The organism is Actinomadura sp. 6N118, assembly GCF_044326415.1.
Taxonomy (GTDB): domain Bacteria; phylum Actinomycetota; class Actinomycetes; order Streptosporangiales; family Streptosporangiaceae; genus Spirillospora.
In genome coordinates this window covers 733,424-755,568 of sequence record NZ_JBIRAZ010000001.1, presented here as the reverse complement: position 1 = coordinate 755,568, position 22,145 = coordinate 733,424, and the positions used below count along the sequence as shown (strand labels likewise).

Below are 22,145 nucleotides of genomic sequence, written 5' to 3'. Positions count from 1 at the left end.
TAAGGCCTCATGGGACGAGGCCGTAGGGCTCAGAAGCCACCGGAAACACCCGTACCTGCGGACCTGCGCCGCCCACCCGAATCGCCGCCTGCAGCACACGAACTGGTCTTCAAGCCCCTGCGGCGGAACTGGTTCGCCATGGTGGCGTTCACGCTGCTGTTGTCGACGAACTTCGTCCCGGTGCTCTTCGGCATGCGGGTGGAGCTGAGGCCCTGGGGCTTCACCGTGATGGCGATCCTCCTCGCCTGGTTGTTCCTCGCGGCACGCAAGAGCCGGACGGTCATCAACGATGAGGGCATCACCTGTCGGCAGGTGGGACGCCCCTGGCAGCTGAGCGGCCCGATCTCGATCCCGTGGCACGACATCGCGGTTGTCGAGGGCCGCAGGTTCCACAGCACTCGATTTCCCGTCCTCCATCTCAAGGACGGTGGGGTCCTCTGGGTCCGCCATCCCAACGGCGCAAGGAACCAAAGCTTCGACGAGCAGATCGCGTCAATCCAGCAGCGGCATCTGGCCGCTACGGGAATGTCCGCCGCCGAGGCCGCCGTTCCGGAGGAGCCGGCACGGCCAGGCTGGAGGCGGCGTGCTGCCGTCGCCATCTGCTGCGCACTCGTCTTGGCCCTCGACATATGGCTGATCGGCTGCACACTCGCTCGACTCGGAGATCGGCCTCCTGACGTCGCCGCCTGTCCGCTGGTCCCCCGGGCCGCGGCAGAGAGGACATTCTCCGGTGTTTATCCGGCAGAGGCCGAGAACGCGAAGTGGATCTGCAACTGGACGCGGAAGGCGTCCGGCGTCCCGGACGACGAGACTCCGCTCAAGCTCACAGTGACAGGCCACGCCCACGAATACGGCCGGAATAGGTTCGAGGAGGAGCGCCGGAAGAACCAGATGGAGCACATCACCCACGGCATCCCCGGCCTGCGCGGCTACTCGTGGCACGAGATCAAGGGATCGAGCACCGATGCCACCGCCATCCTGCGCGTGGGCGACTACAACGTGACGGCGGAAGTCACCGGCAAGGCGAAGACCTCCGGCCCAGATCTCGAGCAACGCGCTATCGAAGTGGTACGGCTCGTCAACGCGAACCTGCGGGACCGGTCATGAGGCGGGCCACACCGCTGAGCCTCTGGGAATCCGTCTGGCTGGTACTCACCGTTATCCTGACCGCGAACGCGATCATGTTCTTCTACGGCGGCGGCCCCTCACAGTTGCTCACCCGCCCCGTCTCGCCTTCCGAAATCGTCCCGTCCGCACGGACGCCATTGCCCGACCTGTGCAACGTCTTCCGCGCAGACAACAGCCCGACCCCCGGCCTACAGCCCGCCCCCGACAGCCGGACACTGGACCGGAACGAAGCACGCTGCAGTTTCTCGGCCCCCGATGACCAAGAACGCGAACAGCTCCGCGTCTGGGTGCAACGCCCGTGGGATTCGAGCGTCCACACCGACAAGGACTGGGCACGTTATGCACGGGAGCAGTTCACCGACCCACTGGGCCGAGACCGCCTCACGTTCAACCCCATCCAGCAGCTCGGGGACGAGGCCAAGGTCGCGGTCACAAAGGACGACCTCCAGAACGAGGCCACCCTCCTGGTACGTGACGGCCTCCTGATCATCGACATCACCTACGCGGCTCCCGGCAAGGACGACGCCCAACTCCGCGCCACCTCCGAACGCGTCGCGACACACCTGCTACGCGCCCTCCCGCCAGACGGCCGATAAACGCACCTCCACCAGCGACGGACCGCCACGCCATCCGTGACCCCAACGCGATCACAATGCATAAAGCTGAATGTCCGGAGGACCTTTCTCGCCGGTCTCCTGCCCGGATCGCCCTGTGATGACCCAACCCGGCCCTGCGCCGAGCAAGCCCGCATCGCGGCGCGCCGTCCAGATCTCGCTGCCGGTAGCCAGATCGACGACAGTCACCACGGCACCGAGCCGAGCGTTCGCGAGCGGTCCGCTGCCCTGGGGAGGAAGCCGTTGTGACCGGCCGGAATAGACCAGCCTGTTCCCCACGATCGCGTGCCGCTCCATCCAATACGGATCGCGCTGCCCCTTGCCGAGGCGGCCGGTCAGCGGCCCATCCAGCCGCCTGGTCCAACGCTTCGCGCCGCTGGTGGCGTTCAAGCCGATCAGGTCACCGGTGCCCTGCCCGTCACGGACCACCACCACCTGATCGTTCAGCCCGAGGATCAGGTGCCCCGGCTGGCCTCTCCATCGAATCCGGCCGCCGTTCCGCTCGATCGACTGGGGCCGCCCTTCAGCGTTCATCACAAGCACAGTGCGTCCGGTCACCACTGTCGGCGACCGAGCGCCCTCACCCGTGACCGCGTTGACGACTCCTGAAACCGCCCAGCTCCGGCGCCCTGTCGCCAGGTCAACTGCCGAGATCTCGCCCTCCGGGCAGCTACTAGTGGGGTCTATCAGGGACGTGTTCCGGCGCAGGTAGCCGCTGTCATCAGTGAGCTGGCCGCAAAGTTCCTCCGAGGAGCGCCATTTGGCGACCACGCGACTCGTGCGAGTATCCAGCACTTGAACGAGCGACTCGGAACGTTCACGGTGCCGCTTCAGAGGCCTGACCAGCAACCGCCGAGCACCCGACGCCAGCAGCGGATCGGTCACCCCGCCCGGCTCCGATCGCGGAGGCATCGTGGCCTGTGCGTCCTGCGCGCGATTCGGCATCACCACGTCCCAGAAGCCCAGCTCTCTCCTGGACCAGCGGATGCGCCCGGTACGCAGATCGTACGACTGAACCCGTTCAGCAGAGGGCCCATCGCGCCTCACTCCCAGAAGTGAATCAGCAGTGACGCCGACACGACTCAACTCCCCCGCTGAGAACCGCTCGGCCCCAGTCCGCAGATCCACCACCCCCACCAACGCGTCCGAGGTTCCCGACCGGCTGAGCACCACGACGCCACCGGACACTGAGACCAACTGGAACGACCCCCGCCGTTCGACCGACCACAACAAGTTCCCGGCGCGCCGACCGTAGGCCAGCACCTTCTTCTCCGCCTGAACCACGATCACGTCACCGGCCACCTGCGCCCGCTCCAGATCCCCCGCATCAGAAGGAACCTGCGCAGCCCACACCGGCGCCCGGCCGGCATCCACCCGCGGCTGCGCCGAGCCGCGTACAGGGCCACCGCCGTCACAACCCTCCGACGAGAGCAGTCCGACAGACAACACACTCACCGTCAAGGCTCTGAATACTCTCAAAGTCAGAAGTCCTTACCACCCGCAAGCATTCCGGAAACACTACAAACGATCAGACCTACTGTCTTAGTGAGACGACCATGCATGTCATCTCTCAGCTATATCCAAAGGATATTAGTTCAGGAATCAAGGCGAATCTTGTTGACTGCCATTCGCTCGAGACGCTCCGCGTCAGCTAAGAAGTCACCGCATTCTTAGAGCTCGCTAATTCGATACGGTACGTATCGGGAGCAGGTTCACCCAGAATCGCACTGCCACCACACCCGCAAAAACTGCACAGACCATCGAAATATTGATCATACTATGAGCGGCCGTAAGTTCTGTGGTTAGCATGACGACACCGATCTTCACCCCAACTGGTATCACAGCGAGCATTGTTGTGATCACCGCCACCAGTCCGAGTACTCCCGATCTGATACGCACTGATCGCAGTTTTGCCGGACGGGCATTTCCCAAGAATACTTCTCTTACGGAACGCCAGCCCGACAGGCTGATCCGGAGAGACAAGGAATCCAGCAGAAGCGCAGCGAGCAACGGTACAGCCGAGAGCGCGAGACGCGTATCATCGGACTCGACCCCGAGGATTATCCCTGCAACCAGGACAACAACTCCGAGCAATGATAGCGACAATCCAAGGCGCAGCTTGCGAATCGTACGGCAAGCCAACTCGATCGTAGACCTGCGCTGTTCTGCAGACCAAGCGTCAAGCCATTCATCAGAGCCGATTGGAAGCACTACCGACCTCCATGACGGGAAGGTGACGTTCTCACGTGCGCAACCGCCAACTGCTGGCACCATTCTTGTCTTTCATCGAGCTGTCAGAAGGTGCGGACTCCGTCGCCCGTGGCCAGCACCCTTGCGGAAAGGCGGAGTACATGGATATCTTGTCGTCATAATCGGTCAACGTTTCGACTTGAGTAGTTATTAGCCCACCGACCGCGGCGATGAGGCCGGCTCCAGTTGCCGCGGCGACTGCGGAGGCAGCCATTGACGCCAACCACTGCTGGACGAGTACGGCTGGTGCGACATAAACTCTCCTATGATGGCCGCCCAGGTCCAGAGTCTTTCCTAGACGTCCTCCGCAATCGCGGCGACCTCGGCCATAGCCTTCATCCAGACCGCTCATTGAGCGTAATCTGCTTCGCGGCATCCTTAAGCTGCTTAGCTTGACGATAGTAAGGATATGCAAAATAGATCATAACCCCAACGGGCACCAGCAGAATAGGACCCGGATCGACCATTCCGATGGCACTAAAAGCCAAAAAAGCCAGTCCCAACACGATACTTAGTCGACTCACCTGACCTCGGATATTTGGCGGAAGTTTGTCGTAGTCAACATGCTCTCTGCGCGTAACTCTCGCCCTGCCCTGCCCCCGCTTCAGCATGATTCCAAAAACGATGGCCCTGGCGCCGATGATCGCCGGAGCAGCAATCGCTAGTACGTCGACAGATCTCATCGACAAGATCCTTCCATTGAGAGGTGCTCGGTCCAGCGCGGAGAACCCGGACAAGATCGGTCGACGCCGGTCCGGTAGACGGCTAGAACCAGTCATCAAGCTGGTCGATAGCCCACTTTCCAGAGCTGTAGCCGCCGCCAATCAGCAGTCCTGCGGAACCGCCTACGACGCTCCCTGGAATGGCCCCCACACCAGCGAAAGGTGATCCGATCACACCGCCAATTCCCGCTCCAGTGCCAGCCCAAGTCAGAAAACCTGACCAGTCGAAGTCATTGTCGGGAAGGTGGTCGTCGAGCTCGTCGTTCAGATCACCGAGGCTCTTCCGTAGACCAGAGTCGATGTTCTTGTCCTTTGAGAGAGACTTGGTGACGGCAAGGACTGACCACTCCTTATTGCCTGCATATAGTGTGACCAGTCGTTTGGCCGCTTCCGCCTGCACCTTGTTGGACTGGGTTATTGCGTCTTTCCAGAGCGCCAACTTGTCGAATTTCCCTGTTTCCTTCCCTTTGAGGGAGATCATGCGCTCGTTCAAGGCCAATTGAAGCTCGGAAAGCGAGGTCGCGAGGTTATCGAGCACTCCTGCGACGTCCTCGATAAACATCGAAAGCTTCTCGGCGTTGGCGGCGTCAACCCCCCAGGCATCCTCGAATCTGTTGGCGTCATCACCTTTCCATCCAGCGTCGGTGACCAGCTTCCTTACTGCTCTCCTGAGGTCATTCACTATCTCTTTGGCAGGTGGCACATAGGAGTAAAGTTTGTTCGCCAACGCTGCTAGGCCATGGATATCAACGCCCAGTGAGTTCTCCTCGCCGATCCGCTGGACGCCTGGCGGAACTGGAGCAGCCTCTTTTTTTGGTGCCACCTCTACTCCTATGGTTAATTGCCTATTCTAGGTCTCACGTCTTTGGGAACATCTATGCTTTTCATGAGGTCAGAGACGTCATCCTCGACCTTCACGTAACGATCATGTGCGCTTTTCAGCTTGTCACCGTGTGCTTGCATGGAAGCTCCAACGGAGTCATACACCAGAGCGACAGACTGGAGCACAAGCGAGAGTGATGCATCCAGAGAAGAATCGGTGACTACAGGCACAGGTTTAATAGGCCTGGGAACAATCGCGTCGTACCTCTTGCCCTGGCTTTTAAATATGGATGATGCCGCTAGGATATCCTTGAACACGACCTTTATTTCTGCACTCAACGATCTTTCCCTACTCTCTTGTCATGACCTGAAAGCAGTCGCGGATTGACGGCCACACCTATACGTTCTCTTCCCACCAGGTAAAGCAACTCTATGAGCGGCACCTCCGACCAATTCTGGTCACCGCCCATTCGTTCGAGGAGAATTTCCGATGAAGTAAATATGGCAAGGCCAGGCGTACCATCCTCCAGTGTTCGCATTTCATATTGAGGCTGTTCTCCCGGGCCTGTGGCCCCAGCAGTGGGAACGAAGGCACTTGAGAGAGAAGAAAGCTCAACCATGTCGATCACTTCTTCGGCGGGCAGCAAAGAATCCTGCTCCTCGTCGCCGACAGCGGAGGAGGAGATGCGCCGCTTTACTTCCTTCTTGTTCGCGGGCGCAAAGGGAGTGTCCTGATTGACGAGCGACGAGAAGTCAGAACCGGAAGTATTTCCCATCGTCTACATTTCCTTCACGGCCTTGGTCTGGAATTTCATGCTCTTCTATTACGGGGTAGCAGGCGCCACCCAATCGCGAAGGCGCCGACCATGACTCCACCGATCAATCCAGCCAGAACACCGTTCCATGGTATCCATGGCTTTTCGGAAGCCTTGCCTTCCCTACGCTTTGCAAGGTTCGTCGAGGGGTTAGCGCTGTGTGGGCTCTGAAGGCCGCTCTGCGGTGATCGCTCAAGGCGGCCGTAAATGGGGTTGGGGGCGTTGGCTGGGACCTTGTCTACTAGGGCTCGGTAGGGGCGGACCAGGCCGTAGCCGGTGACGTCGTCCCAGCCTGGTTTGCCTACGTCCTTGGATGTGGCCAGGATCCGCTGCACGACCTCGCGGGCCGACATCTTCGGGTATTTGGAGCGGATTAGGGCTACGACGCCTGAGGTCAGCGCCGCGGCCTGGCTTGTGCCTGCGTGGCCTCGCCATTCGAACCGGCCGCCGCCGTCGATGCTTCCGGCTTCCACTGCGGGAGCTGCCGCCATGACGTACTCACCAGGAGTCGATCCGCTCCAAGGTTTGACGTAGCCGTCCAGGCCGCCGACGGCCAGTACGCCGGCGCAATTGGCCGGTTCGCTTCGCCAGTCCGCACGTCGGCCCTCATTGCCCGCCGAGACCACGACGACTGCGTCCCGCTTCACCGCATAGGAGACGGCTTCTTGCACTTCAGGTAGGCAAGGCTGGAAAGTTTCCGCCCCAACGGACATGTTGATCACCTTGGCACCGTGATCGGACGCGTAGCGCAGGCCCCGCGACCAGGAGATCGGGCCATGGGCTGTCAGAGGAAGCACCCTGGCGCCTGGTGCGACACCGACCATGCCCGTTCCGTGTCCTTGCCCAACGATCAGAGCGCTCATCGCGGTGCCATGCCCACCGCTCTCACGCTTAGGTTTGACCCGTACCTCGTCCATGTTCACGTTCGGCAAGACCGCGTTTTGGAGGTCTGGCAGGTCGCGATTGACTTCCCCATCTATCACCGCGACGGTGACACCTTTGCCCGTGGAGATAGGCCACACCTTCTCCTCAAGCTCCCACCAGTTGAACCAGTAGAGCTCCTTGCGAGGCTTGGGCAGAGCCAGCGCCGGGCTCGGCGATGTCAGGACCAGCGTTGCAACGACTGCGAGTCCCACGCTCCCTCGCACACTCGCCAGCATTAGATCTTCTGCCAATCTCTTCAGCGGATCACGGGCGGCGCCGTGCCTTCATCATCGGTCCAGACGTCCCCGTCTTCCGAGAGCCATGTCTCGCGGACGTTTTCTCGGCCCGTCCGTTCGGAGCGATTCCCGGAACTCGACGCAAGATGGCCGCCCGTTCTTCCAGCGGGGTTTGAACGTGGGCCTGCGGTCGGTGAACGGCCGATCACTCCGTCCGCGCCGGCTCTTCCTGAGTGGGTGCTGCCGAGAGGTCTGGCCTGCGCCGGGCCTGACGTTCCCCTCTGGCCACCGCCGCTAACGGGAAGTCCTCCTCCACCGATCGCCCCGGAAGGAATCGGCGCCGACCTGGGAGTACGCAGGGACGAGCCTCCTGGTGTCGGACGAGCACCGCCCGGCCCCGGAGCCATGGGGCTCGGCCCAATCGGACCTGGCCTGGGTGCCGGAAGCAGCGGACGGGGACCTACACTGCCTGGACGCGGTCCTGCCGAGCCCAGTCTTGGGGTTCCAGGCGCAGGATTAGCCGGGCTTGGCAGGAACCCCGGCCCTAGGCCGCCGGAACCTCCGCCAGGCCCAGGGCTGCTGGGAACTGGGCCGCCCCCACCGGGTCCTGTGCCGGGGCCGGGTGCCGGGGCGATGCCCGCCGGTTTGATTCCCTCGAGATCGGTCCCGCCGCCTCCGTTGCGTGGGCCGCCTCCAGCATCTTCGCCGCCCGGCGGTGGAACGGCAGGATCAAGAGGTTGGGGAACTGAGGGGGACTGTGGAAGTTGACCAGGGGTTGGAGCAGGTTGGCTGGCGGCTCCTCCGCCGCCCCCCAGGCCTCCCGAACCGCTTCCGGCACCAGTCCCGCCGCCGCCACCGCCTGGCAGCCCGAACTTCGGGTCCCGTTCTTCGCCGAAAAGGTCGAGGGAGATGGAGGCAGGAATAACGGAGTAGACGTCGGCGAGGGTCTGGTTCATGGTGGCCATGTACTGCTGGGCCTCGCGGTCCTTGGCGGACTTCTCCATAAAGAGCTCGGACTTGGGGGCCTTGGGCCGTCCGAGGAGGTCGGTGGGTTCTGAGGGGACATTGCTCTTGAAGGTGTCGACCTGCGTGCCTGCCTGCTTCAAGGCGAAGCCGAACGTCATGCTGGCCGCGGCGAGTTCGTTCGCGGCGTTCTCCAGCGTCTTGAGCTGGCCCTGCGCCGCATCAGAAGACGGACCCTCCCGCCATGCTGCCTTCAGGCGGCCGCGGTGGAAGGCCAGGTCCGACATCGCCTGGTCGAGCAGCTTGCTCAACGATTCGTACGTGCCGGCAAGATTGTGCAGACCAGCGGAGTCAGAAGCCTTGATCTTCTGAATGATCTGGTGGTAGTCGAACTGCTCTGGATGACCAGCGCCGATCGAGCCACGTCTGATCGGGTAGGACTGACCACCCATACCCCTGTCCCCCTCGGGAACCGTCGAAGTCTAGTTCTGGCTCTCGTGCGTGGCTCGCGGCTCCATGCCTCGGCCCGCTCTGTTCGCCGCGTCTCTAGCGGCCAGGTCGGCCAGGTCGAAGTCCTTTGCAGAGGACTCGATGCGTGCGATCACGGCGTCGTACGCTTTCGCGAACCGGGTGATGTAGGTCAGCATGGATTGATGTGCCGTGCCGACGCGTTCTGCGAGCTGCTCCGGTACGTCCCAGTCACCGATGGCGCCAACCGTGCTGGGGTGACCGCTAGTGCCAGACCTCAGCTTGTCGAGTTCTGCGCGCATCGCTCGGGCGACTTGGCGCATCTTCTCTGGGCTGTGTTCGCTGTCAGGACGGGGCGCCCCCGTTGCGCCTGCTCCTTGTGGCATGGGTCTCGCCCTAGCCGTTGAAGCTGGCGGCGTTGCGGTTTTCGGTGGTGCGGTAGCCGTCGTGGGACTCGCCGATGGCGGCGCCCATGCGGTTGACGACGCTGCCGAGCTCGGCACCGGCTGCGTTCCACTGGGACTGCATGCGGTGGTACGCCTGCTGGGCGCCGCCTTCCCACTCCGCGAGCGTGGACTTGACCTTGCTCTCGAGCTCGTCGAGGGCGGCCTTGTATTCGCTCAATGCCTTCTGGAAGCTCGCCTGGGCTTGCTGCATTGAGCCGAAGTGCACTCGGGTCAGATCACTCATGGTCTCGGGTCTCCGATGTCGTCTGGTGAAGGAGCTCAGTCGTTGATGAGGCCCTTGAGGGCGTTCACGCGGGCGACGGTTTCGGACTCGTTGGCCGCGTAGGTGACCCGGGCGTCGCCGAGCTTCTTCTGGATCGTGTTCAGGTCGGTGAGCACCTTGACGAACTGCTGGTCGAACCGCTGGAAGACGGTCACGAAAGCGGTCGCGCCTTCGCCCTTCCAGGTGGCCGCGAGTGCCTTCTGCTCTGCGTCCAGGCGGGCTCGGGTCTTACGCAGCTTGTTCTCGGCCTCTTCGATCGCGTCGGCGCCGCGCCGCATGCCTTCCCGGCTGTGCGCTGACTGCTGTGTCATTGCTTGCTCCTTGCGCGTGGGGTTCGGAATCGATCACGACGCGCCCTGCGCAAACCAGCCGATGTCTCCTGTAGCGCCGGTTAGGCGACACACCCCGTGACATTGAGCAAATTGGATCGTAGGTACGTAATGGATTTTCTGTCTACCAGTCAGGTTGGTGGTCAACGTGGGGTTGTCGTGGTCTTGGAGTTGTCTTGCCAGGTGGTACGTGGTCAAGGGCTTGAATACTCAAGGGCTAGGTGGCCGGAAGCGGCCGGACGGCGGCGGATGAGGTCAGGGCGGGGCCTGGGCGGAAGAGCTGGAGGAGGTTGGCGGGGATGGGAACGGACGAGCTTGTGGAGTAACCGAGCTTGGTTGCGTCTTCGGGGGTGGGGATGGGGTAGCGGACACCTTGCTCAGTGATGAGGGAGAACGACTGAGGGCGCTGGTTGGGGGCGGTGAGTGTGCCTGCGAAGGTGGCGCCGCCGGGTAGGACGATCGGGGGTCGGGGGCTTGGGAGAGTGCCGCCGATGGTGAAGCGGGCGTTCAGGCTCGTGTCGTTGTAGACGGCGCAGAGGGGTTCGCTTGGTTCGTATGGGAGGGCTTGGGGTGGACTCTCTGGCAGTTGACGGTTGAAGAGATTGGTCGCTGAGACGTTGGTGGCGGCTGCTGGGGTTATGTCGATGGCGGCGGCGGTGCCAGTGGTGGAGAGGAGCAGGCCAGCTTGGGTCTTGGAGATGCCGGAGACGCCGTCGGCTAGTTGCACGTACCAGCGTTCGGCGGATCCGGCGATGGGCGGAACTCGGTAGACCTGGCCGATGGTGGGGGTGCGGCCGTCTGGGGTTGTTGCGGCGGGGCCGCCGCGGTTGGGGATGAGCGGGGGTGCGTAGTCGGGGCCTTGGGGAAGTCCGTTCAGCCAGCGTTCGCCTACGGGGGCTGGTTGCGCGTTGGTGAGGGTGCGGGCTGATTGGGGCGAGATCCGCATGCGGGTGTTGCGCCAGATCAGCCAGGCTTGAGGGCCGGCTTTGACTAGGACCGCTTGGGTGTCTGTTAGCGGGCGACCGCCTACGTCTTGGCCGCCTAGAAGCGAAACGGTGGCGATGGCGCTTGAGGGTGGGGTGTGGGCGCAGAGGGACCAGGGGGCGCGGACCAATTTTTTCGGGTCAGGGAGAGATTCGGGGGCGCCCGGGATGCCTGTTAGGGGACCGCGGGGATACTTGGCCAGGGAGCGGCTTGAGACCAACTTGCGTTGGATGTTGCCTGACATGGCCAGGCGGGCCGAGGTGTAGTTGAGGAACGGGATGAGGCGTTTTTGTTCGGCGCTGTAGGAGTATGCGGCGCCTGTTTCCTTTTCGATGAGGACTAGGCCTGGTTCTTCAAGGTTGCGGGCGCCGCCCTTGAAGAGCAGGCCAGTGATGCCGAAGCCTGCGGCGACCAGCACCACGACCATCACGCCGCAGAGGGCGCCTACGCCTGTGCGGCGGAGGGGTGACTCGGCGGCGCCTGGTTTGCCTTGGAGTAGGGCTAGGGCGACGCGCTGCGTCATCAGCTTGTGGGCTTGGTAGAGGTCCTTGCGGGTTTGCATCAGCCGGCCAATCCACGCAGCCAGGAGTAGAGATTGAGCAGGGCCATCGCGAACGGGAACAGGCTGATGATGAGCGTCAGGTCGAGGATGTCGCCTGCGCGGCCCCAGAAGGGGCTGGGTTTGTGGGTCGGGAGGCGCAGGGCCATCACGAGCATGACCGTTACGGTCAGGAGCATGGGGGCGGCGGCGGCCAGGAGGATTTGGCCGGGGGATGTTGTCGTTCCCCAGGAGACGCCTAGGAGCGCTAGGCCGGTTAGGCCGCTGCCAAGAAGCCAGAGGCGTTGCGTTCTGCCGTGGAAGACGCGGGCGCGGAGCAACAGAACTAGGGAGATGCAGAGACTCATGGTGGTGACGAGCCAGGTTCGTTCGGCTACGAGGAAGAATTGGGCGGCTAGGGAGACCAGGGCTACGCCTGCCACTAGACCTGTGCTGTAGCGGTCGGCTTCTCTGGTGCGGCGGAGGAGGGACGGGCCGTCGAAAGTCTGGGCGCTACGGAGCTCTTCGGCGTTCTCCGGTACGGGCGGGAGGGGCAGTCTCGCCAAGCGGAACGCCAGGGATGGGATTAGGGCCGTTAGGACCAGGCAGATTGAGGCCGAGCTGGCTGCCACACCGGTGGGATCTGCGCCAACGCCTTCTACTAGGGCTGCGGCGACAGCGCCCAGTAGCGCGGCGAAGGCTACGCCTAGGAAGGTCGGGAGACCTTCGATGACGGCGAAGGCGGCTATGACCGCGGCAAGGGCAGCTGCTGCGGTGGCCGACAGGACGTGCAGGGCGCCTAGGTCGGTCAACTCGAGGGGACGGGCGGGAGCTACCAGGCCGCTTAGGAACGCGTACGGGAGCGCGCTGAAGCCTAGGACCGCCCCGGCACCGGCGTCCGAGAGCGCGCGGGACAGGACTACGCCTGCGGCTAGGAGTACGGCGGCGATGGCTCCGGCGGCGATTGAGATCAGGGGCCAGGGTGGGCCTGAGAGAGCCAGGCCAACTGCTCCGGAGACTAGGAGCGCGGCGCTTGCGGTTAGGCCGAAGCGACGGGTGTGCTCTGGCTTCCAGCGGTCGGAATGCTCATTGATACCAGTGGCCACTACGTCCGCAACGTCGTCGAAGACCACTTCGGGGAGCTGGGCCATCTCGGGGCGGAAGTAGAGCACCTCACCGTCGCGGACACCTAGGGCGGCCAGAGTCTTTGACTCATCGAAGGGTGGCTGGTCTAGGCGCTGCAACACCCAGCCGGAATGCGCTAGGCCCGCGTTGGCCAGGTCCCGGCCTGCTGCCTGGAGCAGCGTGGGGAGCATGTGCGCGAGCGGGACGTCGGCGGGGAGGGAGAGATCGATGCGGCGGCCCGGTGCGACGAGCGCGATGCGGCAGAGGTCGGCTCCGGTCATGGGATTCATGCGACCTCCGATCATTTCGCTCGGATTGACCGATCTTGGCTGGTTCGGTCAAGCGGTTATGCCGCACGAGATCTCACTGAGCGATCATGACCGCATATTGACTACCAGCCCGACAGAACTTACGGCAACGTTCATGAACGGGTTCGATGTTCACAGAAGCGACATTTTGACCGCTTGAACCTCAGGGTCAAGATCCGCCGTACGACGTTTGCCAGGTTCGCCGGGAGAATGGCGATCACTAGGATGACCGGTCATTGACTGCCGGTCATGGTGATCTGTACTGATGATTCGGAAGGGTCCGAGCGGTGAGCAGCGTTCTCGTACGTCGTCCGGAACGGCGTCCACCTCCGCAAATGCCGGAGGGCGAGATCATGCTGGAGCCCCCGCCGGAGATCCCCGAGGCCGTCAAGCAAGGGTTCGCGAACGCGCTCATGTACCTGCCGATGGCGGCCAGCGGCGCGGCCATGGGGCTCATGTTCATGGGTGGCGCGGGCGGGGCGAACGGCGGCAATCCGATCATGTGGGTGGCCAGTGGTCTGTTCGTGTTGTCCATGGTCGGAATGGGTTTCGGCCACATGGGGCAGGGCGCGGGCGAGCGCAAGCAGCAGTTGAACGGGGCACGCCGCGACTACTACCGCTACCTCGACCAGATCCGGTCACGCGTACGGAAGGCCGCCAAGCAGCAGCGGGAGGCCCTGGAGTGGACCGGGCCCAGTCCGCGGACGTTGTGGTCGATGGTGATGAGCCATCGATTGTGGGAGCGGAGACCGGCGGACGAGGACTTCGGGCATGTACGGATCGGGCGCGGCAAGCAGCAACTGGCGCTGGAGCTGATCGTTCCGGAGACGAAGCCGATCGAGGACCTGGAGCCGATGTGTGCGGGGGCGCTGAGGAGGTTCCTGCGGGCGCACTCGACCGTTCCGGATCTGCCGGTGTCGGTCTCGCTGCCCGCGTTCGCGCGCATCGTGACGACGGGCGACTCCGGGGCGGCGCATGCGATGGCGAGGGCGATGGTCGCCCAGATGGCGGCCTTTCACACGCCCGATGACATGCGAATTTCGATCTGCGCGTCGGCGGAGCGGATGCCGGAATGGCAGTGGGCCAAGTGGCTGCCGCACTGCCTCCATCCCGTTCGGCATGACGCGGCGGGCCCGATCCGGCTGCTCACGCATTCGTTGTCGGCGCTGGAGGAACTCCTGGGCGACGAGATCAAGGATCGGCCGCGGTTCAGTACGGGTGTCAGCTCCCAGGACCTGCCGTACCACGTGGTGATCGTGGACGGGGGCGTGGTCACGCCGGACTCGCAGCTTGGGGCGGACGGCATCAAGAACGTCTGCGTGATCGACCTCAGCGGGTCGGTCGCGCCCACGTCGGACGCCACCATGTTGCGGCTGCACGTCACGGACGATGGTTTGGAGATGCTGGAGCGCGACCGCACTGGGAAGGACGTCGCCACTCCCCTGGGACGTGCCGACAGCCTCACGCACGTGCAGGCGGAAGGGCTCGCGCTGCGGCTGGCGCCACTGCGTGCGGGGGCGCCTGAGGAGCCGGAGCAGAACGCGCTTGCCGCCAACCTCACGTTGACCTCGTTGCTCGGGCTCCGCAGCCCGTACGGCATCGATCTCGCTCGGAGCTGGCAGACTCGGGCGCCGCGTAACCGGTTGCGGGTTCCCATTGGGGTGGACGCGGACGGACGACCGGTGGAGCTCGACATCAAGGAGTCGGCACAGGGCGGGATGGGGCCGCATGGGCTGCTCATCGGCGCCACGGGGTCCGGCAAGTCGGAGCTGCTGCGCACCCTCGTGCTCGGGCTCGCCGCCACGCACTCGTCGGAGACGCTCAACTTCGTCCTGGTCGACTTCAAGGGCGGCGCCACGTTCCTCGGACTGGACCGGCTCCAGCATGTCTCGGCGGTCATCACCAACCTGGAGGACGAGCTTCCGCTCGTCGACCGGATGTACGACGCGTTGCACGGCGAGATGGTGCGTCGTCAGGAGCTACTGCGGGCAGCGGGCAATTTCGTATCGCTGCGGGAGTACGAGAAGGCCCGGGAGCAGGGCGCCTCCCTCAAGCCGATGCCGACGCTCTTCGTGGTGCTGGACGAGTTTTCGGAACTGCTTTCGGCCAAGCCGGAGTTCGCTGAGCTGTTCGTGATGATCGGTCGGCTGGGGCGTTCACTCGGAGTGCATCTGCTGCTTGCGTCGCAGCGGCTGGAGGAAGGCAAGATGCGGGGCCTCGACACGCATCTCTCGTACCGCATCGGCCTACGCACGTTCTCGGCGATGGAGTCGCGGGTCGTGCTGGGCGTACCGGACGCGTACGAACTGCCATCGGCTCCAGGCAACGGCTACCTGAAGGTTGACGTCACCGACATGGTGCGGTTCAAGGCGGCGTATGTATCCGGGCCAGTGAACGGGGAGCAGCAGCAGGCCAAGGCTCAACTCGGCCAAGTGCGGCAGCGCCGGATCCTTCCTTACAGCGTCGGCTACATACCGCTTCAGACCGTTCAGCAGCCTGATGCGCACGAGGACGAGGCGCGGCAGGGCGACGTGACCGGGCAGGAGTCGGAGGAGAGTCTCTTCAGCGTCGTCATCGATCAGCTCGCGGGGCACGGGCCGGCGGCGCATCAGATCTGGCTGCCGCCGCTGGACGTACCACCGACGGTGGATCAGCTGGTGCCGCCGCTGTCGGCCTCGCCGCAGTACGGGCTGACGAACGCGGACTGGGAGGGCCGCGGGAAGCTGGCGGCGGTGGTCGGGATCATCGACCGGCCCTTCGACCAGCGGCGCGACCCGTTCTGGGTCGATCTGTCAGCGGCGGCGGGGCATGTCGGTATCGCCGGTGCCACGCAGACCGGTAAGTCGACGATGTTGCGTTCAATGATCACCTCGCTCGCCCTCCTGCACACACCGGAAGAGGTGCAGTTCTACTGCCTCGATTTCGGTGGTGGGACGCTGGGCGCGCTCACCGGGCTGCCCCATGTCGGCGGCGTGGCGACCCGGCTCGACGCCGATCGGGTGCGGCGCACGGTCGCGGAGGTCTCCACACTGCTGGACGAACGCGAGCGGGCGTTCGGTGAACGCGGCATCGACTCGATCGCCACGTACCGGCGTCTTCGTGCCTCCGGCGCGGTCCCGAGTGATGGCTTCGGCGATGTCTTCCTGGTGGTGGACGGCTGGATGACGCTCCGCCAGGAGTACGAGCAGCTTGAGGAGACCATCACGGACTTGGCGGGGCGCGGCCTCGGATATGGGATCCACGTGGTGGCGGCGACGGGCAAGTGGTCGGAGTTCCGGATGGGCATCCGGGATGTCTTCGGCACACGGCTGGAGCTGCGGCTCGGCGACGCGTACGAGTCGGAGATCGATCGGCGCCTGGCGGAGAACGTGCCGGAAGGGCGGCCCGGACGTGGCCTGACCCGGGACGGCCTGCACTTCCTCGCCGCGCTTCCTCGCATCGACGGGCGCGGCACGACCGACGATCTCGCGGACGGTGTCGCCGGTCTGGTCGAGTCCGTTGCGAACGCGTGGCGTGGCCCCAAGGCGCCGCCCGTACGGCTCCTTCCCGGTCTCCTGCCCGCCACAGCCTTGGACGACGTTCCCAAGCAGCGATGGCGTGTCCCGATCGGCATCGATGAAAACGCCCTCGCGCCCGTTCTCGTCGACTTCCAGGCCGACCCGCACTTCGTGGTCGTGGGCGACACCGAGTGCGGCAAGTCCAACCTGCTGCGCCACATCGCGGACGGGATCGTCGCGCAGCACACGCCGGCCGAGGCGAGGCTGATCTTCATCGACTACCGGCGTTCGCTGCTCGACACCGCCGATACCGAGCACCGGGTCGGATACGCGGCATCGTCCACGGCGGCCGCTGAGCTGGTGGACAATCTGGTCGATGCCTTGAACGACCGGTTGCCGCCCGCGGACCTCACCGCCGAGCAGCTACGTACTCGCTCGTGGTGGAAGGGCAGCGACGTCTTCCTCTTCGTCGAGGACTACGACCTCGTAGCCACCGCGTCCAACCCTCTGCTCCCGCTCGTGGAACTCCTCCCGCAGGCCCGCGACATCGGCGTTCACCTGGTCCTCTCGCGCGCCATGGGCGGGGTGAGCCGTGCGTTGTACGACCCGGTCATCCAGCAGCTCAAGGACATGGCCACACCGGCGTTGATCATGTCGGGGAGCAGCGAAGAGGGCCCGCTCTTCGGCGAGGTCCGCCCGACCTCACGACCGGTCGGCCGCGGCACGTTCACCAACCGCCGCACCGCCGCCCGCCTGATCCAGACCGCCTACCGAGAGACCGGCCCACACCAGACCGCCTGACCAACCGCGTCCCATCACCGCGTGCCCCACCCAACTCCTGCCACAGCGCGATCGCCCTCATCGCGCTGACCGCTCGGGCGATCAGCTGTCGTACGGGTCCTGTGGTGCCGGGACGCGTCTGGACTGGCTGACGTTGATGAACGGGATCACGCCGTCGTTGATGGGGTCTTTGGCCTGTTCGCCGGTGTAGGTGCCGATGACTTCCAGCCAGGTGTCCGGCTGCAGGATGCGGGGAAGCTGTCCGGACAGGCCGATCTTGATGGGCTGGGCGTCGGCGGCGCAGCAGTTGAGGACCATGCTCGTGAGGTAGGACCCGCCGCTGCCATCGAGGATGACGAAACCGGTGATCTTGATCCGCCGGCCGCCGAGGGAGCGTCCCCGATCGTAGACCGCGCGGCCGGCGTAATCGACGATGCTGAGCCGGAGCGGATCCCCGGCGGGAAGGGCGGCGAAGCCGGAGGGCCGTTGCAGAGCCGTGCCGGTGCGATCGGCGGCATAGGACCCCAGCGCGGGCGGGGCGACCAGGACGAGCGCGCACACGGGCAGGGCCAGCAACCAGGAGATTCGTGGCTCGCGGTGGGCGTGCTCGTGACGCTGGGGCGCCTTCGCCCGTCGCCATTCGTACCAGACGGTGACAAGGGCGGTGACGATCAGGACGGCGCCTGCCGCGAGCAGCAAAGGACGCAACCCGGCCTTGACGTAGCGCAGATACAGGTTGGTGGCGCTGGCGTGCACCACCACGATGCCGACGAGGAAAAGCAGGACCGCCTGCGCCTGCCGGTTCATAGCAGAACCATCCCGACCAGGGTGGAGACCCCGACCGCCAGGGTGAAGGTGACGGGGGCGAACCGCAGCGCGAACCCACGGCCGAACGTGGCCGCCTGCATGGCGAACAGTTTCAGATCGATCATCGGTCCGACCACGAGGAACGCCAGCCGGGCCGTGAGCGAGAACTGCGACAAGGACGCCGCCACGAACGCATCCGCCTCCGAGCAGATCGACAACACCACCGCCAGAATCGCCAGGAGAAGGATCGACACAGCAGGGTTGCCGGCGGCGGCGTGCAACCAGCCTGCCGGTACCACCGCTCGGAGAGTGGCTGCGGCCATCGCACCGACGACGAGGAAACCACCGGCGTGCATCACGTCATGCCGCACCGATCCCCAGAACGCCTCCCCCTTGCCCTGGCCATCGAACGACGGCCGGGCCGCCAGGCGCAGCCAATCGCTCCGGCCCAGTCGTTGCCACAACCAACCCATCGCGCACGCCACCAGCAGGCTGGCCACACAGCGGGCGAGAACCATCCGCGGCTCGCGGGGAAACGCGACTGCGGTGGCGGTCAGCACGACCGGGTTGATCGCCGGAGCCGATAGCAAGAACGTCAACGCCGCCGCTGGAGCAACGCCCCGCCGCACAAGCGCCCCGGCCACCGGCACCGAGGCGCACTCACAGCCGGGCAGCACCGCACCGGCCGCCCCGGCCACCGGCACCGCCAAGGCGGGGCGGCTGGGCAGCGCACGGGCGAAGAACGACGGCGGGACGAACACCGCGATGATCGCCGACAGCAGCACACCGAGCACGAGGAAGGGCAGGGCCTGGACGACCACGGCGACGAACACCGTCATCCAGCTCTGTATCACCGGCGCTGACAACGCCTCGCGGATCGGCCCCCGCGCCCCGATCACCAGGCACAGCACCATGACCAAGATCAGAGGTGGGTCGAGCCGCCAGCCCTGCGGGTCGTCCGCGTCACGGTGGTCACCCTCGGTCGGACCGGCTTCAGTGGTGGTCACGGGCGAGCTACCTCCGGTACGACGTGCGGACCGCCGTGGCCCGAGGGCGCGGCACCGCCGCCAGCGTAGCCACACGTTGCTGTTACGCAGCTCGCCGACCATCAAACTCAACCGCCGCGATGGTCCGGGCACGACGTCGAAGTGTTCTCCAGGTACTACGCACAACGTCAACGCAACGGTTCACCTGGCTCCCAACGCATGAGCCGCTGCGCCAAACGCCAGGTCGGCCGCTGCACCAAACCCCAGGCTGGCCGCTGCACCATACGCAGGCCACTGGTCAGCGGCCGATGGTTCCGCGTTCTGCGCTGAAGGCTTCGGTCGTCTCTTCGTTCTTCTCGAAGCGGAGAACGGCGCGGCCGGGGCGCCAGCGGCGGCGACGGCCCAGGGGGAGGACGATGCCGCTGACGGCCGCCAACGCGGCTGCTCCCAGCGCTCCCCCGGCAACCGCGATCGCGATCGTGCGGGTGCGGTGATCTGGGACCTCCGGGGCGGCGAAGCGAACGGGGGACGCGTTGTTCGGGGTCGTGGCTGCGGTCCCCTCCTCCGGGAGCACGGCAGTTACGGCCTGCAGCGGATTCACCATGCCCTGGCCGGTGCCCTCCCCCACGTTGCCGTCCGCTGTGACCCGCATCCGATGCATCACCTGTTGCGGGTTCAGCCCTGGATGGCGCGAACGGACCAAGGCCACGACACCCGACACGTAGGCGGCGGCGAAGCTGGTGCCCTGGGCCTGCAGGTTGTAGCCACCACGGGTCCACGCGGTGGAGATGTCCTTGCCGGGAGCTGCCACGTCCACTTTGGAACTGAGACCAGAGGTTTCGGCCCGGGCGCCGTCTGGCCCTAGTGACGCCACGGAAATCACCCCCGGGTAAGCCGCTGGGTACGCCGGGCCGTCGGCACCGTCCTGCTTCCGAACGTTTCCGGCCGCCGCGACGACGACGGCGTCGTTGCGCAGCGCGAACCGGACGGCCGCTTCCAATCGCGGTGAATGGTCGGCGCTGATGGAGACGTTGATGACGCCGGCCCCCGCGGCGACCGCCGCGCTGATCGCATTGGGCAGCCGGTCGCCGCCCGTCTGGTCGCTGTCCTCGTTCTGCTGCTTGACCACATACAGGTCTGCCGCTGGTGCGACGCCCGTCAGCGGGATTCGGCGATCGCTCATGTTCCGGCCGGCGATGAGGGCGGCGACGGCGGTTCCGTGGCCTGTGCAGTCGCCCTTGCCTGTCCTTGTCAGGTCAACGATCCGCGACTCCGGTATCCGGCCGGCCAGCATGGGGTGGTTTCTCTCGACTCCGCTGTCCACAACCGCGACGGTCACGTTCTGTCCCTTGGACAACGTCCATGCGCGTTCGAAACCCAGGCGCTTCTGTGCCCACGATTCACCGACAGGCCCACGGTAGCCCCGTGGCGGCTCACAGGCCGGCGGGGCCGCAGGCGGCGGGGCGGCCGGGCGCCTCGTCGTGGGTGCGGTCTGGGGCTTCAACGACGAGTCAGCGGAGGCGGGGACGAGCACGGCAGTCGGGGCCAGCACCAGGCACACGACGGAGGCGGCAAGTCCTACTCGGTGCATCCTTTGCGCCTCCCCGAATTCGTCGATCTTGGCGCGCCCGACGATAGCGTCGCTCCCCCATCAAGCGGTACGTACGCGGGCCGCGGCGGCGTTCAGGGTTTGCGGGCCAGGGCGCCATGGTCATCTATAGGGGTGGGGTCGTCTGTGTCCGGATGCCACAGGGTCGTGGGGACTACGCCTGGGTCAACCACGTCTAGGCCGTCGAAGAAGTCTGTTATCTGGGCAGGGGTGCGGAGAGACAGGCGTGGGGAGCCGCCTCCCTCGTTCCATTGGCGAACGGCTTCGTCCATGCGGGCGCCGCGTACAGCGTTGGTGGGGTGCGTCAGGACCATGTAGCTGCCGGAAGGCAAGGCAGCCAGGAAGCGGCTAACTATTGCGTGGGCCTCTGTGTCGTCTTCTACGAACTGCATGATGCCTACGAGCAATAGAGCGATGGGCTGGGAGAAGTCCAGGGTTTGGGCAGCGGCTTGGAGGATTCCCTGGGGGTCTTCGACATTGGCATCCAGATAGTCCGTTGAGCCCTCGGGGGTGCTCGTCAGGAGTGCGCGGGCGTGGACCAGGACGAGGGGGTCATTGTCCACGTAGACGATGCGGGACTCGGGCGCGATGCGCTGGGCGACCTCGTGGGTGGGGTCGGCGGTCGGGAGTCCGGTGCCGATGTCCAGGAACTGCCGGATGCCGGCTTCGGCGAGGTGGCGGACCACACGGCACAGGAACCGGCGGTTGCCTCGGGCGTTCTCGGCTATCTCAGGGAAGAACTCCATGATCTGCTCGCCCATGGCCTTGTCGATCGGGTAGTAGTCCTTGCCGCCCAGCCAGTAGTTCCAGATCCGGGCCGAGTGGGGCACGGTCGCGTCGATCTCCACCATGAGGAGCAAGAGATCGCATGTGTTGAGGGCGCGCAAGGCGGGCGACCGGAGTCGGTCAGGGTGGACGCCGTGAAGTGGCGATCGGGTTACCTCCACATATAGCCAGAAGCGGACCTTCAACATCTATGCGTGTTTCTTCATAAATCGGCCGCGTCTCTCTACCGTTCACCGCATGCGTACACGATTGATCACAACGGGGGCCGCGGTGTGCGCGGCTGCGACGATGCTGGCGCCGACACCGGCGGAGGCCGCTTCGGCGGTGCAGATCTACAGGGTCTATTACGACTCCCCCGGCAAGGACACACGGTCCAACGCCAAGCTGAACGGGGAGTGGGTGCAACTGATCAACAAGTCCCGCACGGCGCGGCAACTGAGGGGCTACAAGCTGCGGGACAAGACCGGTTACACGTACACGTTCGGCTCGTTCGTGCTGCGTGCGGGGAAGACCGTCGTCGTCCACACGGGGAAGGGCCGTAATACCGCGACCCACCGGTACTGGGGCCGCAGCTGGTACGTGTGGAACAACACCGGTGACACCGCTTACCTGAGGTACCCGAACGGGAAAGCCGCCGACTCTTGCTCGTGGGGCAGCAAGGGCGACTGGAAGCGCTGCTGACGGTTCCGTGCTACCGGCCCGGGGAGTGGCGTCTCCCCGGGCCG

General features: G+C 64.9%; 19 protein-coding genes. 4 read left to right on the top strand and 15 right to left on the bottom strand.

All coding sequences use genetic code 11. The features are described 5' to 3' along the window. The first annotated feature begins 9 nt into the window (after positions 1–9). Together ACH34W_RS03245 and ACH34W_RS03240 are read left to right on the top strand one after the other, a co-directional pair. The gene (locus ACH34W_RS03245) at positions 10–1,107 is read left to right on the top strand and encodes a hypothetical protein (protein ID WP_395959148.1); all 1,098 of its coding nucleotides are present in this window, start codon (positions 10–12) and stop codon (positions 1,105–1,107) included. Then, the gene (locus ACH34W_RS03240) at positions 1,104–1,724 is read left to right on the top strand and encodes a hypothetical protein (RefSeq protein WP_395959147.1); all 621 of its coding nucleotides are present in this window, start codon (positions 1,104–1,106) and stop codon (positions 1,722–1,724) included. Before ACH34W_RS03245 ends, ACH34W_RS03240 begins: the two co-directional genes overlap by 4 nt. A 51-nt stretch (positions 1,725–1,775) precedes the next feature. Here the strand turns inward: ACH34W_RS03240 and ACH34W_RS03235 are convergent, their stop codons facing one another. The 11 genes from ACH34W_RS03235 to eccD all read right to left on the bottom strand — a co-directional run bounded on the left by ACH34W_RS03235 (position 1,776) and on the right by eccD (position 12,928). After that, positions 1,776–3,197 (bottom strand): PQQ-binding-like beta-propeller repeat protein, encoded by a 1,422-nt coding sequence (locus ACH34W_RS03235; protein WP_395959295.1) that lies wholly within the window; start codon positions 3,195–3,197, stop codon positions 1,776–1,778. A gap of 1,130 nt (positions 3,198–4,327) precedes the next feature. Then, positions 4,328–4,675, bottom strand: a complete 348-nt coding sequence (locus tag ACH34W_RS03230; protein WP_395959146.1) for a hypothetical protein — start codon at positions 4,673–4,675, stop codon at positions 4,328–4,330. A gap of 82 nt (positions 4,676–4,757) precedes the next feature. Then, a complete protein-coding gene (locus ACH34W_RS03225; RefSeq protein ID WP_395959145.1) occupies positions 4,758–5,537 on the bottom strand; it encodes a hypothetical protein in 780 nt (259 codons plus the stop codon). Between the two features lie 14 nt (positions 5,538–5,551). After that, entirely contained in the window at positions 5,552–5,875 is a 324-nt protein-coding gene (locus ACH34W_RS03220) for a DUF6317 family protein (protein WP_395959144.1), read from the bottom strand. After that, a complete protein-coding gene (locus ACH34W_RS03215) occupies positions 5,872–6,312 on the bottom strand; it encodes a hypothetical protein (protein WP_395959143.1) in 441 nt (146 codons plus the stop codon). The genes ACH34W_RS03220 and ACH34W_RS03215 overlap by 4 nt, the downstream gene beginning before the upstream one ends. 35 nt (positions 6,313–6,347) lie before the next feature. Further along, a complete protein-coding gene (locus ACH34W_RS03210) occupies positions 6,348–7,487 on the bottom strand; it encodes a S8 family serine peptidase (protein ID WP_395959142.1) in 1,140 nt (379 codons plus the stop codon). A 1,469-nt stretch (positions 7,488–8,956) separates the two neighbouring features. Next, a complete protein-coding gene (locus tag ACH34W_RS03205) occupies positions 8,957–9,265 on the bottom strand; it encodes a hypothetical protein (protein WP_395959141.1) in 309 nt (102 codons plus the stop codon). Positions 9,266–9,338: 73 nt separating this feature from the next. Then, a complete protein-coding gene (locus tag ACH34W_RS03200) occupies positions 9,339–9,632 on the bottom strand; it encodes a WXG100 family type VII secretion target (protein ID WP_395959140.1) in 294 nt (97 codons plus the stop codon). Between the two features lie 35 nt (positions 9,633–9,667). Further along, entirely contained in the window at positions 9,668–9,982 is a 315-nt protein-coding gene (locus tag ACH34W_RS03195; RefSeq protein ID WP_395959139.1) for a WXG100 family type VII secretion target, read from the bottom strand. 235 nt (positions 9,983–10,217) lie between these two features. Continuing rightward, a complete protein-coding gene (eccB, locus tag ACH34W_RS03190; protein WP_395959138.1) occupies positions 10,218–11,546 on the bottom strand; it encodes a type VII secretion protein EccB in 1,329 nt (442 codons plus the stop codon). Further along, on the bottom strand, positions 11,546–12,928 hold the full coding sequence (gene eccD / locus ACH34W_RS03185) for a type VII secretion integral membrane protein EccD (protein ID WP_395959137.1): 1,383 nt from the start codon (positions 12,926–12,928) through the stop codon (positions 11,546–11,548). The genes eccB and eccD overlap by 1 nt, the downstream gene beginning before the upstream one ends. Before the next feature lie 314 nt (positions 12,929–13,242). On the opposite strand from eccD, the gene eccCa reads away from it, so the two are divergent. Continuing rightward, positions 13,243–17,253, top strand: a complete 4,011-nt coding sequence (gene eccCa / locus ACH34W_RS03180) for a type VII secretion protein EccCa (RefSeq protein WP_395959136.1) — start codon at positions 13,243–13,245, stop codon at positions 17,251–17,253. Between the two features lie 81 nt (positions 17,254–17,334). On the opposite strand, the gene ACH34W_RS03175 is transcribed toward eccCa, so the two are convergent. From ACH34W_RS03175 to ACH34W_RS03160, 4 genes are all read right to left on the bottom strand, one after another. Further along, on the bottom strand, positions 17,335–18,039 hold the full coding sequence (locus ACH34W_RS03175) for a TIGR03943 family putative permease subunit (RefSeq protein ID WP_395959135.1): 705 nt from the start codon (positions 18,037–18,039) through the stop codon (positions 17,335–17,337). Further along, positions 18,036–19,046: a permease gene (locus ACH34W_RS03170; protein WP_395959134.1), complete on the bottom strand. Its 1,011-nt coding sequence runs from the start codon at positions 19,044–19,046 to the stop codon at positions 18,036–18,038. The genes ACH34W_RS03175 and ACH34W_RS03170 overlap by 4 nt, the downstream gene beginning before the upstream one ends. A 277-nt stretch (positions 19,047–19,323) precedes the next feature. Beyond that, on the bottom strand, positions 19,324–20,364 hold the full coding sequence (locus ACH34W_RS03165) for a S8 family serine peptidase (RefSeq protein WP_395959133.1): 1,041 nt from the start codon (positions 20,362–20,364) through the stop codon (positions 19,324–19,326). Between the two features lie 344 nt (positions 20,365–20,708). After that, positions 20,709–21,485 carry an SAM-dependent methyltransferase gene (locus tag ACH34W_RS03160; protein ID WP_395959132.1) on the bottom strand — a complete coding sequence of 259 codons (777 nt, stop codon included), beginning with the start codon at positions 21,483–21,485 and terminating at the stop codon, positions 20,709–20,711. A gap of 172 nt (positions 21,486–21,657) precedes the next feature. On the opposite strand from ACH34W_RS03160, the gene ACH34W_RS03155 reads away from it, so the two are divergent. Beyond that, a complete protein-coding gene (locus ACH34W_RS03155; RefSeq protein WP_395959131.1) occupies positions 21,658–22,101 on the top strand; it encodes a lamin tail domain-containing protein in 444 nt (147 codons plus the stop codon). The last annotated feature ends 44 nt before the right edge of the window (positions 22,102–22,145 follow it).